Genomic DNA, 16,201 nt, shown 5'->3' with positions numbered 1-16,201 from the left:
AATGAAAAAAACGACTTGTTTAATAACTGCGGCCGCCTGCCTTGCGGGGGGCTCAGCTTTTGCACAAAATATTATTAACGGCCACACTGTGATCGACGCTGCGCTACCTGAGGTATCGAATCCAGGCACCGGCATCTATCAGATTGATAGTGACCTGACGCTTCCTGCGAACTCAATTCTCCTTGGCAGCACGTTTGTCATGCCAGGCGTTACCTTGACTGTACCTGCCGGCGCAATTGTACGTGGCCAACCCGGTGTCGACGACGGTAACTCCGAAACCACGACTGCAGCAGAAACACCCGGTTCGCTGGTGGTTACACGTGGCGGTACGATCATCGCAAACGGTACAAGTACCAATCCAATTATATTCACCACGGCTGCCGACGATACTCGTGATCGTATCGTCGATGGAGAAACTTTTCTCGATGCGAATCCGAAAACGATTCCTCTTCCGGCCTTTTCCGGTTCAGACGCAAACGAATCACTTTGGGGTGCTGTCACACTTCTCGGCTATGCTCCGACTAATCGCGATGGTTCGGATACCACGGTTTTCGGTGAGGCGTTCGTTGAAGGTTTCGCGAACCAGGATGCGCGTACAACCTACGGTGGTTTGATGCCTAACGACAGCTCCGGCGAGCTGACCTACGTATCGATTCGCCACTCGGGCCGTACGATTGTTGAAGGGGATGAACAACAAGGCCTGACACTTGGTGGTGTTGGCGCTGGTACACTTCTTGAAAATATCGACATTTACTGCACCGGTGACGACGGCATCGAAATTTTCGGTGGCACTGCAAACATTCGCAACATCATGATCAGCTACGTTAACGATGATGGCCTGGATCTCGACCAAGGTTGGACGGGTAACGCTCAGAATGTTTTTATTCTCTGCGGTAATATCCCCGGCCAACCCGCGACGACACGTTCCAACGGCTTCTTCGAGTTTGACGGTGAAGACGGCAGCAACTTGTCCCCGACCGGTACGCCTTTCACCGCTCCTACCATCATGAATGTCACTGCATTCGCCGGAACAGTTGGAGCTGGGGATGACCCGGTTGTGACGATCGACACAAACTTCGGTGGCAACATCTTCAACAGTATCTTCTACAACATTCCCGGTGGGCAGCAGGGCTTCTTCATCGTGGACTCCGGCGAGAATCGTGAAACAACTTACGGTGTCTCCGGCACGCTGGACCGTCTTGAGGATGGCACTTTCAATATTGCTTCCTGCTCCTTCGTCGGTGTTGCCGGTACTACTGGAGATGACAATGTAACAACAGGTGCATTCAACACCGTTGCTGCTGACGTGATTGCAGGCGCAGTCAATGCCAACTATCCCGGCTGCACGAACAACACGTTCGCAACTGGTAATCCCTTCTTCTTCGGTGCAACCAACGGTAGCGTTTTCAACGACCAGCTTTCCGCCAACGGTGTGAATCCAGTTCCGCTGAATGGTGCATCTGATTCGAACGTGACAAACGTTGCCGAAGTAGGGCCTTACTTTGAGGCCGTAAGCCAACGCGGTGCATTCGAGCAATCCGGCTCTGCTGTTCTCTGGACGACAGGTTGGACTGCGATGAACATTCGTGGCATTCTGGTCGACGCTGGTAATGCTGCCAACGTCGTAGCTCCTTAATATTGATTCAAATCCGCCGGGATAGGGGAGTGTACCCTATCCCGGCCTCACCACTCTTCAGTAATCATTTAATTACGACATAATGAAAAATAAAATTATATTATTAAGCACGTGTTTGGCAGCAGGCTCTGCTCTACAAGCGCAAAACCTTATTGCCGGTTTTGACTTCGATACGGCACTAACATCCTCAGCGGCCAACTATTCCGACTTGGGCAATGGTGGTGCGGTTAACGACGGAACGAATGCGGCTCCTTTCGGCAGCTTTAGCTTCGTCGATGGCAATAGCGGCAGCAATCCATTCCCTGTGACTCAGCTTAGCGGTAACAACGATGTTACTGCCGGGACGACGCTGAATTCCAGCATTCGTGTGACTGGGTTTAATGACACATTCGCCACCACAGGCACTGGTTCCTTGCTTGCCGAGGATATTGGTATTGCGACCGCTGACGGCGGTTATTTTGACTTCGCAGTGTCGGCGGGTGCACTTTACCAGAACTTCAGCTTTGGTTTTGCCGCCGGTCAAACACAGGGGGGCACCACAAGCTTGAATATAGGCTACAGCACGGATGGTGGCAGTAGCTTCACTTCGCTCGGCAACGAGGATGTGACAGCACTTACCAGTAACGGGGGCGAAGCCTTTAGCTTTGATGCTACTGGGTTTCAGGCATCTGACGTGATCTTCCGGGTGAATTTCACGGATATCGATACCGGTACGCGTTTTGATAACATCCAGGTATCCGGGACAGCTGTTCCCGAGCCGAGTGCATTTGCTGCTATTGCCGGGCTTCTTGCCGTCGCGTCGGTTTCTTTCCGCCGCTGCCGTAAGTAAATTACGAATGGCGAGCTTCCCTTTCAAATAAGCTCTTCAGAGCGAGCTGGCCATTCCAGCTCGCTCTTTTTGCTGTATGGAGGTGGATACTATGGAAATATTCCGACAGATAAAGAGATGTCTCGTGTTGGCTGTTTTGAGTTTTGCCCATGCCGGCGTGGCCCATGGTTCGGAGATACGCCTTAAGGGGATCTGTGACTCGGGCAACTGGCAGATCTTTTCACTGCAGTGTAATGTCAGCGGCGGTGCCCGATGGGTGAAAGTCGGACAGCCTGTGTTTGGCGGTAGCATAAAGGAATATATACCTGAAAAACGCTCCATAATATTCAAGAGCCAGTCCGGGCTGCATGAAGTAACTCTGGAGGAACAATCCTTACTGCCATCCGACTTTGAGTTCAAAAAAGACCTGATCGAACGGGCTTATGGGACATACGAGGTAGGGACCAAGCCATTCAGTGAAGTCCCCGAAGTCATTCGGGATAATCTCACAGGGGTAGAGCTTGTGCATTACCTCGTGCAGGAGGGGCACGAAATTCCCGGGCATGTGGTCGCATCGGCAAGATCCGAGGTCGCCACGAATACTTCGAAAGACGAAGGCCGTCAGGCACGACAAGAAAATCGAACAGATGAAGTCTCTTGGAGGCCTCGCACGCCAAAGTACATCACCTCGATGACCAGAGAAGAAAAGATCGCAAGACGTATTGTGGGCTACGCAGGCAAATAGCAGGGCGATGGCCCCTTTAGAGAGTTAGGCATGAATACTTACGCAATGATATACTACTTCTTTGCATTTTGGTTAATCTGTAGCCAGCTGTTGGCTGCGCCCGCAGGCCAGAGTGAATCGGATGAACTCTTAACGGTTTCCAAATACTGGCCGAAGCAGGTTGCTGTGCAACGGGAGGTGCTGGGGCAAACGCACGGCAATCAGGTGCCTCCCGGTCGTCACTGGGAGTTTATCCGCTACGAGCATGGGAAATGCCTGGTGGACATGGGGCATAACGGTATTTTTGCCTTTAATCCGGAGGATACTGACTTGCTTGAGAGGGTTAGGAAGAATCAACGCGATCGGACTTTCCCTTACCGGGGGTTGTTTACTTTCCGTTATACAAAGAGTTTTTTTAATCCAGAAACCAATCGTGGCTACCAACTGGGCGGCGATTTAGAGCAGTATGAGTACTTTATCTTATTCTATTTCAATTATGATGCCGTGGACATTCCAGCATCTGCGATAGGTGATTTAGTTAAAAACGAAAAAGGAAAATTAAATAGAAACTATAATGCCGAGATTTTGTTGGTGCCCGATCTTTCCGTCTCAGATCAGGGGAATTTGGAAAATTATTTGGCTGAGGGTTTTGTGGCACCTACAGTCATTCCTTTCATGCGTGACGGTCTGATGCATTCCTTGCACCATAAGCCTCAGGAAAAAGGTGGAGTCGTCGTGCTTGATAAGTTTGGACAAATCAAGGGGCAGTTTTTTCTCAAAGACCTTGGTCAGGATCTCAGCGGTCAGAATATTTTTAATGCCCTGAAAGGAATCTTGGGCAAGTAGGTTAATCTTCCGTGGGCCTACTTAAAGTGTAGGTTTGTGCCTCAGGGCCACCCGTACTGCTAAAGTATTCGTCGTAGATGCCGACGCCTATCTGAATCGATTTCGTTTCCAGCTTGGAATGTCCCGTTTCCGAGGATTCGACCTTGCTTGTCTTCGCGAGACGCACCCCTGCTTCCCAGGTGTAGTCAGCAAACGTTGTCTTTGTTACGCTGTGGGTGGTTCTGTTCTCAATTGCATGAAGTAAATGTGTCTCATGGTTCAAATAGAAAACGTGGCTTGTTTCGCCATTTCCGGGCTGACTGCTTATCGGGATCAGCGTAAGTGCTCCTTTCGTTTCGGGTGTTGATCGCTTCAATTTGCCACCTTCGCGCCATAACTTGATCAGCGGTGGCAGCACCCCGGCATCAGCGAGAAGTTCGGCTGCTGCATCAGGTGGGAGCGGGTCTTTTTTCATTACGGGGGCCCCGGCGAGACGCGTAGCTGTCCAGGCCGCCTCGCCGTCGTGCGCTCTGATGACCTGCAATTTTTCATCTTCGCCGCCGGGAAGGGGCAGAGTCACCGTGGCTCGGATCTGATTCGGGCGTTTTTTGACGATGCAAATATCGGCGGCCCGTCCGTTGCGTTCAATCGTGCCGCTCAGCCGGATGCTTTCTACTTTCAGCCAGTTGTTGCCGCCCATGGCTTCCCAGTGCTTGTTGAGTGTTTCCCGCAGTTGAGGGTCTTCTACCGCCAGGCTAAGCGAGGAGAAGGCGAGGCTCAGGCATGTGAAAACGAGGCCGTGGATGCAGATGAATCGCATGCCTCAGTATACGCCCTAACCCGGTCAAATGTCACTGAACAGCTCTGTGACGATGGTTAAGCTTTGGTCACAGGTTACAGGATAAAGTCGGATTTGTGGCGCCTTGGTGACAGCAAAGAAAAAGACCGGCGTCTGCCGGTCTTTGCCTCGAAAGATTTAGGGAAGAATCGCTAACCCTGGGCTCTTGCTGCTCGTTCGACACGGTCGGTGTAATCGGCAAGGTTGCGGTCTTGCTTGAGTTGCAGCGCCCGTCGGAGAAGAGGAAGAGCTTCCTTATAATCCCCCTTGCGAACGCGGGCCTGGGCGTGGGCGACAAGCGCCTGCCGCTCGTATTTCTCGATCTTCTCGGCTTGTTGGAAGCGGTTGATCGCTTTCGACATGTCGTCCTGGTCGGCGTAGTAATTGGCCAGTTCGATGATGGCTTCGCCGTTGAGCGCATCGCGCTCGATGATTTGTACGAGCAGTTCGGCCGCCTGGTCGTCCTGGTCGGTGGCGCGGGCAATCTTGGCCTCCAAAGTGAGGAGGGTGAGGTCCTCCGCATCCTTGAGTCCTTCGGCCAAAGCGGATCGGCACTTCTGGATCATCGCAGTGGCCTGCTCGTAATGGGCGGTGCGGGTGAGAAGCTCCGCAGCACGAATGAGGGCCCTGCTGTCCTTGGCCGTGGCCTTATCGGCGGCAGCCAGATAGGCGTCGAGGGCCAGTTCGGCCGCTTCCTTGTTCATGTAGATGTCGCCGAGCAGGGTAAGGGTGGATAGATCAGCCGCGCCCATGCGGCGGACGATTTCGATATTTTTGGCGGCGGCGAGTGAGTCCCCTTTTCCGATGTAGGCGTTGCTTTGCAGGAGCCAGTAATCCGCGTTGTCCGGTTGGTCTTTAATCAGGGTGTCGAACAGTGCGATGGCGTCGGCGTATTGTTCGGTTTGGAGCAGGCACTGGGCGAGGCCGACCTTCCAGTCTTTGTTCTCGGGTTGTAGGAGGATGGCCTGACGATAGGCCGCTTCGGCCGGGTAGTAGCGCTCATTGGTGAGGTAGCCGTAACCGAGCAAGCCGTAGGCGCGGCCGTCGACTTCGCCGAGCTCCATTGCCTTGGTAATGGTTTCTATTGATTTGCTGTGATCCCCTTTCTGAACCTGTACGAGTCCAAGGTTCTTATAGGCGCGACGGAAGTCAGGGTGCTTTGTCACCGCACTTTTATAGTATTGCTCGGCTTTGGGCAGGTTGCCCTCCTGAAAGTAAAGATTGGCCAGGATGAAGTCGAAAGCGGCACTGCTCTCAGCGGTAATCTGGGGCTCCAGCTGCTTGATGGCGGCCGAGGGGCTGACTTTAATCAAGTCGATCAGGCTGCGCAGGGCCTCCTTTTCCTCGTCGGAGATTTGCGGTTCGTAGCCGGCAAGGAAGCCATAACTGCCGAGGAACTCCTTGACGAAGGACTCATCGTTCCAGAGTTGGCCGGCGATGCTCTGCGTCTTATTGCTCTGGGCGCTAAGTGACGAGGCCAGGCAAGCGATCAGGATGAGGAAGGTGCGTGATGTTCTCATGGTAAGTTAATTGAAATTGATGGGGAGCTGAACGTTGTTGGTAATGATCGTGCGACCGTCTTTTTCGCCGGGGGTGAATTCCCAGCGGCGCACGGCATCGATACAGGCCTGGTTGAGCTTCGGGTTGCTGGATTGGTGGACGCGGATGTTTTGAACCTTGCCGTATTGGTCGACGGTGAAGCGCAGCACGACACTGCCCTTTTGACCGCGGGTTCTCGGCTCGACCTGTTTGGTCGGGACGGGCTTCTTATCCGCGTCCATGATATCAAAGATTTCGACACCACCGAGATCCTGGCCGCTGACGTCAAAACTCGGGAGGGCGAAGTCGCCTGCAAGCGCACCGCCGGTTCCGGGGTTGAGCGCCATGTCGAGTTGTTCCAGCGAAATGGGTGGCGGGGGTGTTTCGAGCTCGGGCGGCGGCTCCTCCTTCTCCGGTTCAGGCGGGGGAGGAGGCTCGTCCGGAGGTGGCGGTGGCGGGGGTGTTGCGATTTCCAGCGCTTCGATTTCCTCGGGCGCTTTCTGGTACTCGGTGAAAATCTGGGTGAGTGGAATCGCCAGAAAGAGCAGGGCGCTCACACCGATACCGATCAGGGTGCCTGTCGCACGCATTCCTGCTCGGTGTTTCGGTGGGTTGTAAATCTTGGCCATCCGTTAGGTGAGAAAGTGGGAAAGTGAAAGGTGCAAAAGTGGCTTAACGCTTCGTTGAGAAATTGATCGATTTGGCTCCGGCCAGTTTGGCTTCGCCGTAGACGCGGGCGAAGACGCCGTGACTGGCACCCTCATCGGCTTGGATGATGACGGGAATATCTTCCTGAAGAGTAAGGCGCTTGACGATCGGGGAGACCCCGCTGATGCCGATGTCACGCCCGCCGTAGATCACTTTATTGTCGCTGGTGACGGCGATCAGGATGCTGTTCTTTTCCAGTTGGATGGCGGCAGCAGCCTCGGGTTTGTTCACCTCGACACCGGTCTCCTCCACGAAGACGGTGGTCACAATGAAGAAAATCAGGAGGATAAAGACCATGTCGATCATGGGCGAGAGGTTGATCTCGACATCATCGCGTTCGTCTGAAGCTAAGTTGCGGCGCATGTGGAAGGTGAAAGGTTGAAAGGTGGGAAGGTTGAAAAGTATGGCTTATTCGAAATCCAGCTTGGTGAGGATGAGTGACTCGATCCGGGCGAGGGCGGCTTCAATCGCGTGCTTGCGGCGCTTGACCACGAGTACGAGGAAGATGCCCGGTAGGGCGACGAACAGGCCGGTTTGTGTGGTAATGAGGGCTTCGGAGATGCCGGCTGCGACCATGGCAGCGGTTTCAGCGCCGCCGCCGGAAGAGATCGCCGCAAAGGTGCTGAGCATGCCGATCACCGTACCAAGCAGGCCCATTAAGGGTGCTGCGGCGACGAGCGTATTCAGGAACGTGGCCCGACGCTCGACGTCATGAAGGATGGACTGGCGGACCTCTTCAAATCGGTTGCGGACATGCTTGGCCGCCGTGACGTTCTCCTGGGTGTAGCGGATGATCTCTCCCGCCCGACCTTCTGCTTGTGAGGGGTTGTAGACCCATTGCAGCCATTGGCTGTCGTTGCCCAACTGTACATTGCCTTTGCGGAGGAAAAGCAGCAGCTGAATGCCGTTTGAATAAATCAGGACAGCCAAGAGCGCCAGCGGGATCATGACCCAGCCGCCGCTTAACCAGATGCCTATGATTTTTTCCAACATAAGAAGTCAGCCGAAGCGCTTATTGAGTTTTTGTATTCTTGGCCCGGGCACCGATCACGCCGTTAATAAACCCGACGGCGGTTTGCTCCATATCGCCAATCTTTTGACGAGCCATGCGTGAGAGCAGGCCGTGGATGATCAGTGCGGGGATCGCCACGATCAGGCCGAGTTCGGTGGTGACGAGCGCTTCGGAGATACCGGAGGATAGGCTTTTGGCATCACCGGTGCCGAAGATGGTAATCAGGTTGAAGGTTTTGATCATCCCGGTGACGGTGCCGAGCAGTCCAAGCAGGGGCGCGGCGGCTGCGGTCAGGGCGATGAAGGGCAGGAAGCGTTCGAGTTTTGGCCGGGCTACCAGAATTTTTTCGTAGAGAATCTCCTCGAGGGTGCCGCGCTTTTCGTCGGCGTGTTCTACACCCTTGACCAGCAGCGCACCACCGGCCCCGGGGATGGAAGATGCGGCTGTGCGGGCGTTGGCCACATCGCCGGACTCGATCTTGGTGATCACATTCTGCACATCTTCCGGAGCCGGGGTGCGGAATGACGTGACTTCAAATGCCTTGAAGGCGCCAAGTAGCAGGCAGATGAAGCCCAGTCCGATGATGACCGTGCCGACGCTGCCGCCCTTCGCGAGGTGCTCCAGTACCGTGTCGCTCCCTTCCTCGATTTTCAGAGCCTTGCCCAGTGTCGGATCGGCAGGGATCTGTCCTTCGCTTGTTTCGACGAAACTGCGAATACCCGCGCTATATTGTTCGCCCGGGACTGCGATCGCAGCCTCGGCCGCGTTCAGCTTGTTGAAAGTAATGCCTGCCAGCTCTGATTGAGAGGAGGAAAAGAATACCGTTGGACCAAAGGCAGCAAAGGTGCCTTCTTCAATCTCACCGTTCGGAGCGAGGGCCTTGCCTGCGAAAGTGTAGCCGCCGGCAAGTTGCTCGAGGCGGTCCAGAGCCACACCGATCACATCGATCTGTTTATTGAAGCGGTCGGCCTCAGACATGTCGGCATCGTCAAGTGCGAGGCGGGCTTCTTCCGCGGCATCGGAATACAGCTGGACTTCACTGTAGTCGATTCGTGTTTCAAAAGAGCGAACGAACTCATCAAGCAACCCGGCGGCGTATTCATTTTGCGCCTTGATTGCTTCGACTTGTTCGCGGAGTCGATTCAGGCCCAGGTCACGGTTGTCCCGCAGCCGGCGAAGACGGTCGAGCTCGGCGGTCTTTTGGCGAACCTGATCTTCCAGTGAGGAGACTTCCTGAATCAGCGGGATTTTCTCTTTGGCGATGTCGCTTCGGACTTCGTTCAGTTCTTTCAGTGCGATTTGCAGATCTTTACTGGCTTCAGCGGTAGCCGATTGGAAGCTCTGTGCCTGAACGCCGGAGAAGGGGAGCGCGAGAGCAGCTAAGGTAGCTGCGAGAATGGTTTTCAATGAAGCGTGCATGTTGGTTCTTGAAATGTGCGGTTACTTGATGCGGGCCGGGACCGGAATAAACTGGATTTCTTCTGAGCCTTCATAGACATCAATCAGGCGTTTGATGGACTCGCCGGCCTCATCGATGCGGGGCCATTCCCAGCCGTTGGCTGTCGGGTAGCCCATGCCAGCATATTCGCCAGAGGAGTCGACGTAGTAAGCTGTGGCCAATCCCCAGTATAGCGTGCGCACCTCGACGGTCTTTCCTTCGCTAATCTCACGCGATTCGCTGGTTTGAGTGATGGTGGTATTGAATTTGTCCGCCTGACTGAGGATACCCACGATGTTTTGAACGCGTTCGCCCAGAGAAAGAGATGTGTCGTTCGGGTCTTCCGGTAAGCGGCGGATCAGTGGCTTGATCTTTTCGACCAGCGGCTGGGGCAGTGTTTTGATGACGGTTTTCATTTGCTTCTCCAGTCCGCCGATATTGGCTTCGACGACAGAGGAGGCCGCAGTCAGCGCTTCTTTCTCAGTGCTGAGTTTTGCACGGTCTTCGTCCGCCGCGGTGGCAGAGGCTTCCAATTCCTCCAATTCGGCCTTGAGACGCTCGTGTTCATTCTCGAGAAGTGCGACCGTGTCGGAGAGGATGGATTGCTCCACTTTCCAGTCGGCTTTCTCTTTCGAGATGATCTGTCGGGTTTCGACCCACTCTTGAAGAGTCTCCTTGGTCGTCTCGACTTCGGCTTGGGCGGTGAGCACCGTAGCTGCGAAGACGGTGACTGTGAGTGCTTGAAGGATCTTATGTTTCATAGGAAATTAAGGAAGCGGCTTAGTTAGCAGAAAGGGTTTTTAAATGAAAGTACGCTTTCGTTAAGGTTTGGTTACCAAAATGTTACAGTCGTGTGACAGCCCTTTTAGCCAGATGCGAGCCGGTGGAATATGATTGTGACAAGGCCTTGGCACCCGGCCCACTGGGCGTGGGTGTGGTTGCAGGCCAGAGCACGGAAAGCTGACCCCGGCAGGATCGCAGCAAAATCTACTCGTTTTTCTGTGACTTTTGTGCCCTCATCCTCGACTGCTTATCTTATGTCAGAACTATTTATGATTTTGGGCTTCGCGCTGGCCGCTTATGCGATCGTCGCGAACGATTCGATTCAAACACTGGGGACTTTTCTGGCCTCCAATGCCAAGCGCCCGTGGTGGTCGCTTTGGATTTGGATTTCAGGAATCATGGTCGTGACCGTCACCTGGGGCTGGCTGGCCAACGGTGGTGATCCTGCTTTCGGCCGACTGGCCGCGTCGGGCAAGAATATCCCCCACCCGGATGCGTTTGGTGGCGTCATTACCTGGCTCTTTGTCATCCCGCCGCTCTGTTTGGTTATTCTCACACGTATGGGAATTCCGGTCAGTACGTCCCTATTGGTGCTGACCGCTTTCAAAGGCCTGGTGGCTGCGCAACAGGGCAAGACCCCGGACGCAGCCGTCGACCTTTTCAATTCCATGATGCGCAAGTCCCTCGTCGGGTATGCGATCGCCTTTATTGTCGGCTTCGCGATTTACGCCCTGGTGGTTTATCTGATGGAACGGAAGGTAGCCGAAGAAAAAGATGGGAAGAAGCCGCACAATGAACTGCACCCGATCTGGATGGTCTTCCAGTGGGGGTCGACCGGGTTTCTCTGGTCGATGTGGCTGGTGCAGGACCTCGCAAACATTTTCGTTTATTTGCCCCGTTCGCTGAGCTGGTGGGGCCTTGCCCTCTCTCTGGCGGGCATGGTGCTGCTGCAGGGGTACCTCTTTAAAGAAAAGGGCGGTAAGATCCAGAAGGTTGTGACCACAAAGACGAACACGCTCGATGTGCGTTCGGCGACCTTTATCGATATGTTTTACGGCCTCGTTCTGCTCTTTTTTAAGGTCGATTACATTCCGAAGTTGTTCTCCGCTTTCGGTATGGAGGTACCCTGGCCGGAAAAGATGCCGATGAGTACGACCTGGGTCTTCCTGGGCCTTCTGGCGGGTCGTGAAGTCGGTATCCTGGTACGTCTTAAGCTTCGCACCAAAAAGAAGGTCTCCAACCTCATCTTCCGGGATGCCGGCAAGGCCTTCTTTGGTTCCGCTATCGCCGTGACCCTGGCGCTCTTCCTGCCCATGTTTATCAAACCGGTGGTGGAGAGCCTCCCCGATGAGGCGGAGGTGCCGGCCGAAGTGATCGCACCTGAGACACCTCCCCCAGCTCAATAGGGCAGGCTGGTCTACTGCCGCGGGCGCCTAGCGGCGTTTGAGCAGGACGAGTGAGATCATCAGGGTCCCTGTTGCCAGCGCGAATGTTGCGGGCTCAGGGACCACGGTTACGCTTTCCAGGCTGAAGTTCTCTCCCGCCGCAGCCGAACCGGACAGTTGCAGGGTGATCAATTGGCCGGCGCTGAAGCTTTCGTTGATGGCAAAGTCATCCTCGCCGCTCAGTGCGGTGGTAGAGTTAAGCTCGTAGCTGCTGCCTCCGTCGAAGATCAACTGGGCCTCGTTGGCAGTTTCCTCGACGAAACGCAGGTCGATCGACTGGAAGGTGCCCGCACTGTTGAAGCTGAACACCATACTTTCCAGGCCGCCGAGATTGTCGATCCGGTCGTTGTCGTCGTTGCCGCTTGAGTTGGTATCGGGGTTGTCGACGCCAAAGCTTCCACTGTTTGTCCCGTAGAGGTCTGTCCCGGTGCTGACACCGTCGATGAAAGCCTCTGAGGTCAGTGTCATTCCATCGACCGTCGTTTGAGTTTGTCCCTCTGATCCGGTGAATGCTGCACCGGTATTCCCCAGGCTGTCGTTGCCGTCATGAAAGATAAAAACGGCCTGTGACTGGGAGAGATGTGTCAAAGCGAGGAGGGGTAGCGTAACTGTAATCGGAATCTTCATGATATTTGTAGTCTATGGTTTCAATTCAGTGAGGATACCGTCCTAGAAAAAGCTAACGCTTTATTCAAGTTACCAAATTAAATATACGTTATTTTTACAATTGTGTTGGCGTATGATTCTTGTCGTCGGGATGATTCATCCCCGACTGAGCGTCGTTGTGGCTGGAGTTAATTTGTCGCGTGGAGCGTCCCCAGTGCTTGTGGTTCACTTGGGTCAGGCGGAACCATCACAGCCTTGAACGACCTCTCGGTTCGCCACTCAAGGGTAGGGCCTGTTTGCCAAGCCGGCCGTTCGGCTTTTGGGGCGCTTGCCCATGACGTTACATGCGGGCCAGCGCTGGCCCTTGCAGGACGGCGCACCGCGGCGGATCGCGCCCTACCGGTCCGACAGCTTAAACCAGCCCCAGGACCATTTTACCTTCCTCGGTAATCATGTCTTGGTTCCAGGGCGGGTCCCAAACGATATCGACCTGTGCTTCAGCGACGCCGGGCACGCCCTCGAGGTGGGTCTTGGCGTCCTCTGCGATCACCGGGCCCATGCCGCAGCCGGGTGCGGTCAGCGTCATCTGCATGTCCACTTTGTGCCCGCCCTCAAGCCGCTCGCTGGTCTCCAGCGAGTACACCAAGCCGAGGTCGACGATGTTGACCGGAATTTCCGGGTCGAAAACCTTTTTGAGCGCTTCCCAGAGCTGATCGATTTCCACAGGTCCGTTGGCTCCCGCCGCATCAGCCGCTTTGGCGGTTTCGGTCACTTCCTCGCCCAGGGCGTCAGCATTGGCCCCGCTGACGCGGAACATGCCGTTGCTGGTCATGATGGTAAAGTTACCGCCCAGTCGATGGGTGATGGTGACCTGTTCGCCTTCCGGCAGAGTCATCGGAGTGCCCTGCGGGATAAGGGTGACTTCAACTTCCCTGGTGAGTGTGCGTTGTTCGTCCATTGTGGAGTGAAAGTGAAGGTGAGAGTAAAAGTCCTCAACTCTTAATCTTTTTCTTCATCATACCTTGGTAGAAGTAATCTGGAGAGTGGGATTAAGAATAGGAGTAAAATTAAGTTGGTTGAGAAAGTTTCGCGTCGAATTTCTTGTGTATTAAGGCACGGAGGTTCTCCGCGAGCTCGTCGCTGGCGACCTTCTCGATGACTTCTTCAAAAAAGCCGAAGACCATCAGCTGCATGGCGGCTCGCTTGGGAATCCCGCGGCTCATCATGTAAAAGAGTTCTTCCTCATCGACGTTACCGCTGGTAGCGCCGTGCGAGCATTTCACATCGTTGGCCAGAATCTCCAGGCCGGGCATGCTGTTGGCATCCGCAGACGGGTCGAGGAGCAGATTTCGATTGGTCTGATAGGCGTCCGTTTGCTGGGCCCCTTCAGCGACTTTGATTAGTCCGGAGAAGATGGTGCGGCTGGAGTCGAGCAGTGCGTTCTTGTATAGCAGGTCGGAAACGGCGTTGGGCGCGTTGTGGATCTGGTAGGTGCGCTGGTCGAATTCCTGATTCTCCTCGGCCACAGTGAGTGAGTACATCTTCACGTCGGCACCGGGCCCCTCGATGCGGGTCTGCGCTTCGTAGCGTGCGCGTTCGGCACCGATGTTAACGGCCACGTTCTTCACTTGGGCGTCGCGCTCGGCCACGGTGGTGTCGAGCTGGAAGGAAACTGTCTTATCGTTCCAATCTTGCACGACCTTGCGGAAGACATTGGCGCCCGCACCGGCGTGGATGTTGGCCACGGCGACGTTCAGGGCCTCGTTTTGGTCGCCCTCGGAAAAGAAAACATCGACCACGGAGACGTAGGCATTGTCCTCGGCGACGATCAATGTGTGGGGGAAAACCGCACTGCGATCGCCGCTGGTCCAGTAGTAATTGACAAAAGGTGCTTCGATCGTGACGCCCTTGGGCACATAAAGGATCGCGCCGGCTCGGGTGCTTGCGGCGTGCAAGCCGAAGAACTTTTTGGAGCCGAGTTCGGTCGATTCCTTGAGAAAATACTTTTCCATCAACCCGGGGTGCTTCTCCACCGCTTCGTCAATGGGGAGATAAATCACCCCCTTGGCGGCAAGCTCTTCACTGATGCCTTCAAATGCAGCCTGAGTGTCGTCGACATAGACGCTGCGTCCGGCTCGCTCGCTAACCAGGCTGGAGCGCTTGTCCAGCACGCTAAGCTTGTCAATGCCCGGGGCCTCGGCGGGATTGTAGTTGTCGATGCTGAGACGACCAACGCTGGCGAAGCGCCATTTTTCGTCTTTAGCCGTCGGCATCGGCAGGTTTTTAAATTGCTCAAGGCCGCTGGCTCGGCGCTCGGCCAGCCATGCCGGTTCTTGAGAAGTCGTCTGTGCGGGTTGTTCCAAGGTCGTGGTCATTCGATGTTCAAAGTTGAGAGTTCAATCTTACCAGCTCGGGGCGATTAGCCCACAGAGCCCTCCATTTCCATGTCGATCAGTCGTTTCAGTTCGACGGAGTATTCCATGGGGAAGGCCTTCATCAGGTCATTGACGAATCCGTTCACCGCGAGACTCATGGCTTCGGCTTCGGAGAGCCCGCGCTGCATCATGTAGAAGATCTGTTCGGCACTGACCTTGGACACACTGGCTTCGTGCTGCACGGTGTTGTGCTGACCGCGCGTAGTGATGGCCGGATAAGTGTCGGTACGGCTGTTGGTGTTGATCAGTAGGGCGTCACACTCGGTGTTGTTCTTACAATTCTTCAGGTGCTTCGGCATGTGCACCTGGCCGCGGTAGGTGGACTGACCCTTGCCGATGGAGATCGACTTTGAGATGATGTTACTCGTGGTGTTGTCCGCGAGGTGCATCATCTTGGCGCCGGTATCCTGATGCTGACCGTCGTTGGCCAGGGCAATCGAGAGCACTTCGCCCCGGGCGCGCTGCCCCTTGAGGACCACACCGGGATACTTCATGGTCAGGCGGGAACCGATGTTGCAATCGATCCACTTCACTTCGGCATCCTCGTCGGCCATGCCGCGCTTGGTGACCAGGTTGAAAACGTTGTCGGACCAGTTCTGTACCGTGATGTATTGAATCTTGGCACCCTTGAGGGCGACCAGTTCGACCACCGCGCTGTGCAGGGTGGACGTTTCAAACTTCGGAGCGGTGCAGCCTTCCATGTAAGTGAGCTCGGCACCTTCGTCGGCGATGATCAATGTCCGCTCGAACTGTCCGAAGTTTTCGGCGTTGATGCGGAAGTAAGCCTGCAGCGGTTGCTTGAGCTTTACGCCCTTGGGGACGTAGATGAAGCTGCCGCCGGAGAAAGTGGCACTGTTGAGTGCGGCAAACTTGTTGTCGGACGCAGGGATGACCTTGCCGAAATAAGGACGGAAAATTTCCGGGTATTTTTGCAGGCCCTCGCTGGATCCGACGAAGATGACGCCTTCTTTTTCCAGATCCTCCTTCATGCGGGAATAAGCTGCCTCCGAGTCAAACTGGGCCTCCACGCCGGCGAGGAACTTTCGCTCCTGTTCGGGGATGCCGAGGCGCTCGAAGGTCTCTTTCACGTCGTCCGGCACTTCATCCCAGGTGCGTGAAGGTTGCTGGCCCTTGGATAGGTAGTAGCGGATCTTGTCGAAGTCGATGGTTTCGAGATCCTTCGTCGCCCAGTTTGTCGGCATGGGCTTCTTCTTGAAGATCTCGAGCGCCTTGAGGCGGAACTCGCGCACCCAGTCATCTTCCTTTTTAACATCGGAGATGTATTTAACGGTGTCTTCGGTCAGACCAACACCGGCGTCGAACTCGTAGTTTTCCGGATAGGAGAAATTACCCTTCTCGGTATCGACTTTGATGGCTTCGTTCTGGAGGTCTGTATCGCTCATA

General features: G+C 54.9%; 16 protein-coding genes. 5 read left to right on the top strand and 11 right to left on the bottom strand.

The window, feature by feature from the left end:
* Position 1 precedes the first annotated feature (1 nt).
* The 4 genes from DDZ13_RS10745 (at position 2) to DDZ13_RS10730 (ending at position 4,014) form a co-directional block, all read left to right on the top strand.
* A complete protein-coding gene (locus tag DDZ13_RS10745; protein WP_146209339.1) occupies positions 2-1,636 on the top strand; it encodes a hypothetical protein in 1,635 nt (544 codons plus the stop codon).
* A gap of 82 nt (positions 1,637-1,718) precedes the next feature.
* Entirely contained in the window at positions 1,719-2,465 is a 747-nt protein-coding gene (locus tag DDZ13_RS10740) for a hypothetical protein (protein ID WP_146209338.1), read from the top strand.
* Positions 2,466-2,589: 124 nt separating this feature from the next.
* Positions 2,590-3,189, top strand: coding sequence for a hypothetical protein (locus DDZ13_RS10735; RefSeq protein WP_233246144.1), 600 nt, complete (start codon positions 2,590-2,592; stop codon positions 3,187-3,189).
* A 30-nt stretch (positions 3,190-3,219) separates the two neighbouring features.
* Positions 3,220-4,014, top strand: coding sequence for a hypothetical protein (locus DDZ13_RS10730; RefSeq protein WP_146209336.1), 795 nt, complete (start codon positions 3,220-3,222; stop codon positions 4,012-4,014).
* Position 4,015: 1 nt separating this feature from the next.
* On the opposite strand, the gene DDZ13_RS10725 is transcribed toward DDZ13_RS10730, so the two are convergent.
* From DDZ13_RS10725 to DDZ13_RS10690, 7 genes are all read right to left on the bottom strand, one after another.
* Complete coding sequence (locus DDZ13_RS10725) at positions 4,016-4,813, bottom strand: hypothetical protein (RefSeq protein ID WP_110131455.1); 798 nt, start codon at positions 4,811-4,813, stop codon at positions 4,016-4,018.
* Positions 4,814-4,983: 170 nt separating this feature from the next.
* Positions 4,984-6,351 carry a tetratricopeptide repeat protein gene (locus DDZ13_RS10720; protein ID WP_110131454.1) on the bottom strand — a complete coding sequence of 456 codons (1,368 nt, stop codon included), beginning with the start codon at positions 6,349-6,351 and terminating at the stop codon, positions 4,984-4,986.
* 6 nt (positions 6,352-6,357) lie between these two features.
* A complete protein-coding gene (locus DDZ13_RS15510; protein ID WP_158279893.1) occupies positions 6,358-6,960 on the bottom strand; it encodes an energy transducer TonB in 603 nt (200 codons plus the stop codon).
* Between the two features lie 82 nt (positions 6,961-7,042).
* A complete protein-coding gene (locus tag DDZ13_RS10705; protein WP_110131452.1) occupies positions 7,043-7,441 on the bottom strand; it encodes an ExbD/TolR family protein in 399 nt (132 codons plus the stop codon).
* A 45-nt stretch (positions 7,442-7,486) separates the two neighbouring features.
* Complete coding sequence (locus DDZ13_RS10700; RefSeq protein ID WP_110131451.1) at positions 7,487-8,071, bottom strand: MotA/TolQ/ExbB proton channel family protein; 585 nt, start codon at positions 8,069-8,071, stop codon at positions 7,487-7,489.
* 19 nt (positions 8,072-8,090) lie between these two features.
* Complete coding sequence (locus DDZ13_RS10695; protein WP_110131450.1) at positions 8,091-9,509, bottom strand: MotA/TolQ/ExbB proton channel family protein; 1,419 nt, start codon at positions 9,507-9,509, stop codon at positions 8,091-8,093.
* A gap of 21 nt (positions 9,510-9,530) precedes the next feature.
* Positions 9,531-10,289 carry a DUF3450 family protein gene (locus DDZ13_RS10690; RefSeq protein WP_110131449.1) on the bottom strand — a complete coding sequence of 253 codons (759 nt, stop codon included), beginning with the start codon at positions 10,287-10,289 and terminating at the stop codon, positions 9,531-9,533.
* A 276-nt stretch (positions 10,290-10,565) separates the two neighbouring features.
* On the opposite strand from DDZ13_RS10690, the gene DDZ13_RS10685 reads away from it, so the two are divergent.
* Positions 10,566-11,717 carry a hypothetical protein gene (locus tag DDZ13_RS10685; protein ID WP_199221103.1) on the top strand — a complete coding sequence of 384 codons (1,152 nt, stop codon included), beginning with the start codon at positions 10,566-10,568 and terminating at the stop codon, positions 11,715-11,717.
* Between the two features lie 27 nt (positions 11,718-11,744).
* Here the strand turns inward: DDZ13_RS10685 and DDZ13_RS10680 are convergent, their stop codons facing one another.
* The 4 genes from DDZ13_RS10680 to sufB all read right to left on the bottom strand — a co-directional run bounded on the left by DDZ13_RS10680 (position 11,745) and on the right by sufB (position 16,200).
* Positions 11,745-12,383, bottom strand: a complete 639-nt coding sequence (locus DDZ13_RS10680; RefSeq protein WP_110131448.1) for a hypothetical protein — start codon at positions 12,381-12,383, stop codon at positions 11,745-11,747.
* Between the two features lie 391 nt (positions 12,384-12,774).
* A complete protein-coding gene (sufT, locus tag DDZ13_RS10675) occupies positions 12,775-13,320 on the bottom strand; it encodes a putative Fe-S cluster assembly protein SufT (RefSeq protein WP_110131447.1) in 546 nt (181 codons plus the stop codon).
* Positions 13,321-13,429: 109 nt separating this feature from the next.
* On the bottom strand, positions 13,430-14,737 hold the full coding sequence (gene sufD, locus DDZ13_RS10670; protein ID WP_110131446.1) for a Fe-S cluster assembly protein SufD: 1,308 nt from the start codon (positions 14,735-14,737) through the stop codon (positions 13,430-13,432).
* A 44-nt stretch (positions 14,738-14,781) separates the two neighbouring features.
* On the bottom strand, positions 14,782-16,200 hold the full coding sequence (gene sufB / locus DDZ13_RS10665; RefSeq protein WP_110131445.1) for a Fe-S cluster assembly protein SufB: 1,419 nt from the start codon (positions 16,198-16,200) through the stop codon (positions 14,782-14,784).
* Position 16,201 lies beyond the last annotated feature (1 nt).

It is taken from the genome of Coraliomargarita sinensis (genome assembly GCF_003185655.1).
In the GTDB taxonomy this organism is placed as follows: domain Bacteria; phylum Verrucomicrobiota; class Verrucomicrobiia; order Opitutales; family Coraliomargaritaceae; genus Coraliomargarita_B; species Coraliomargarita_B sinensis.
This window is presented reverse-complemented; position numbering and strand designations above follow the sequence as displayed.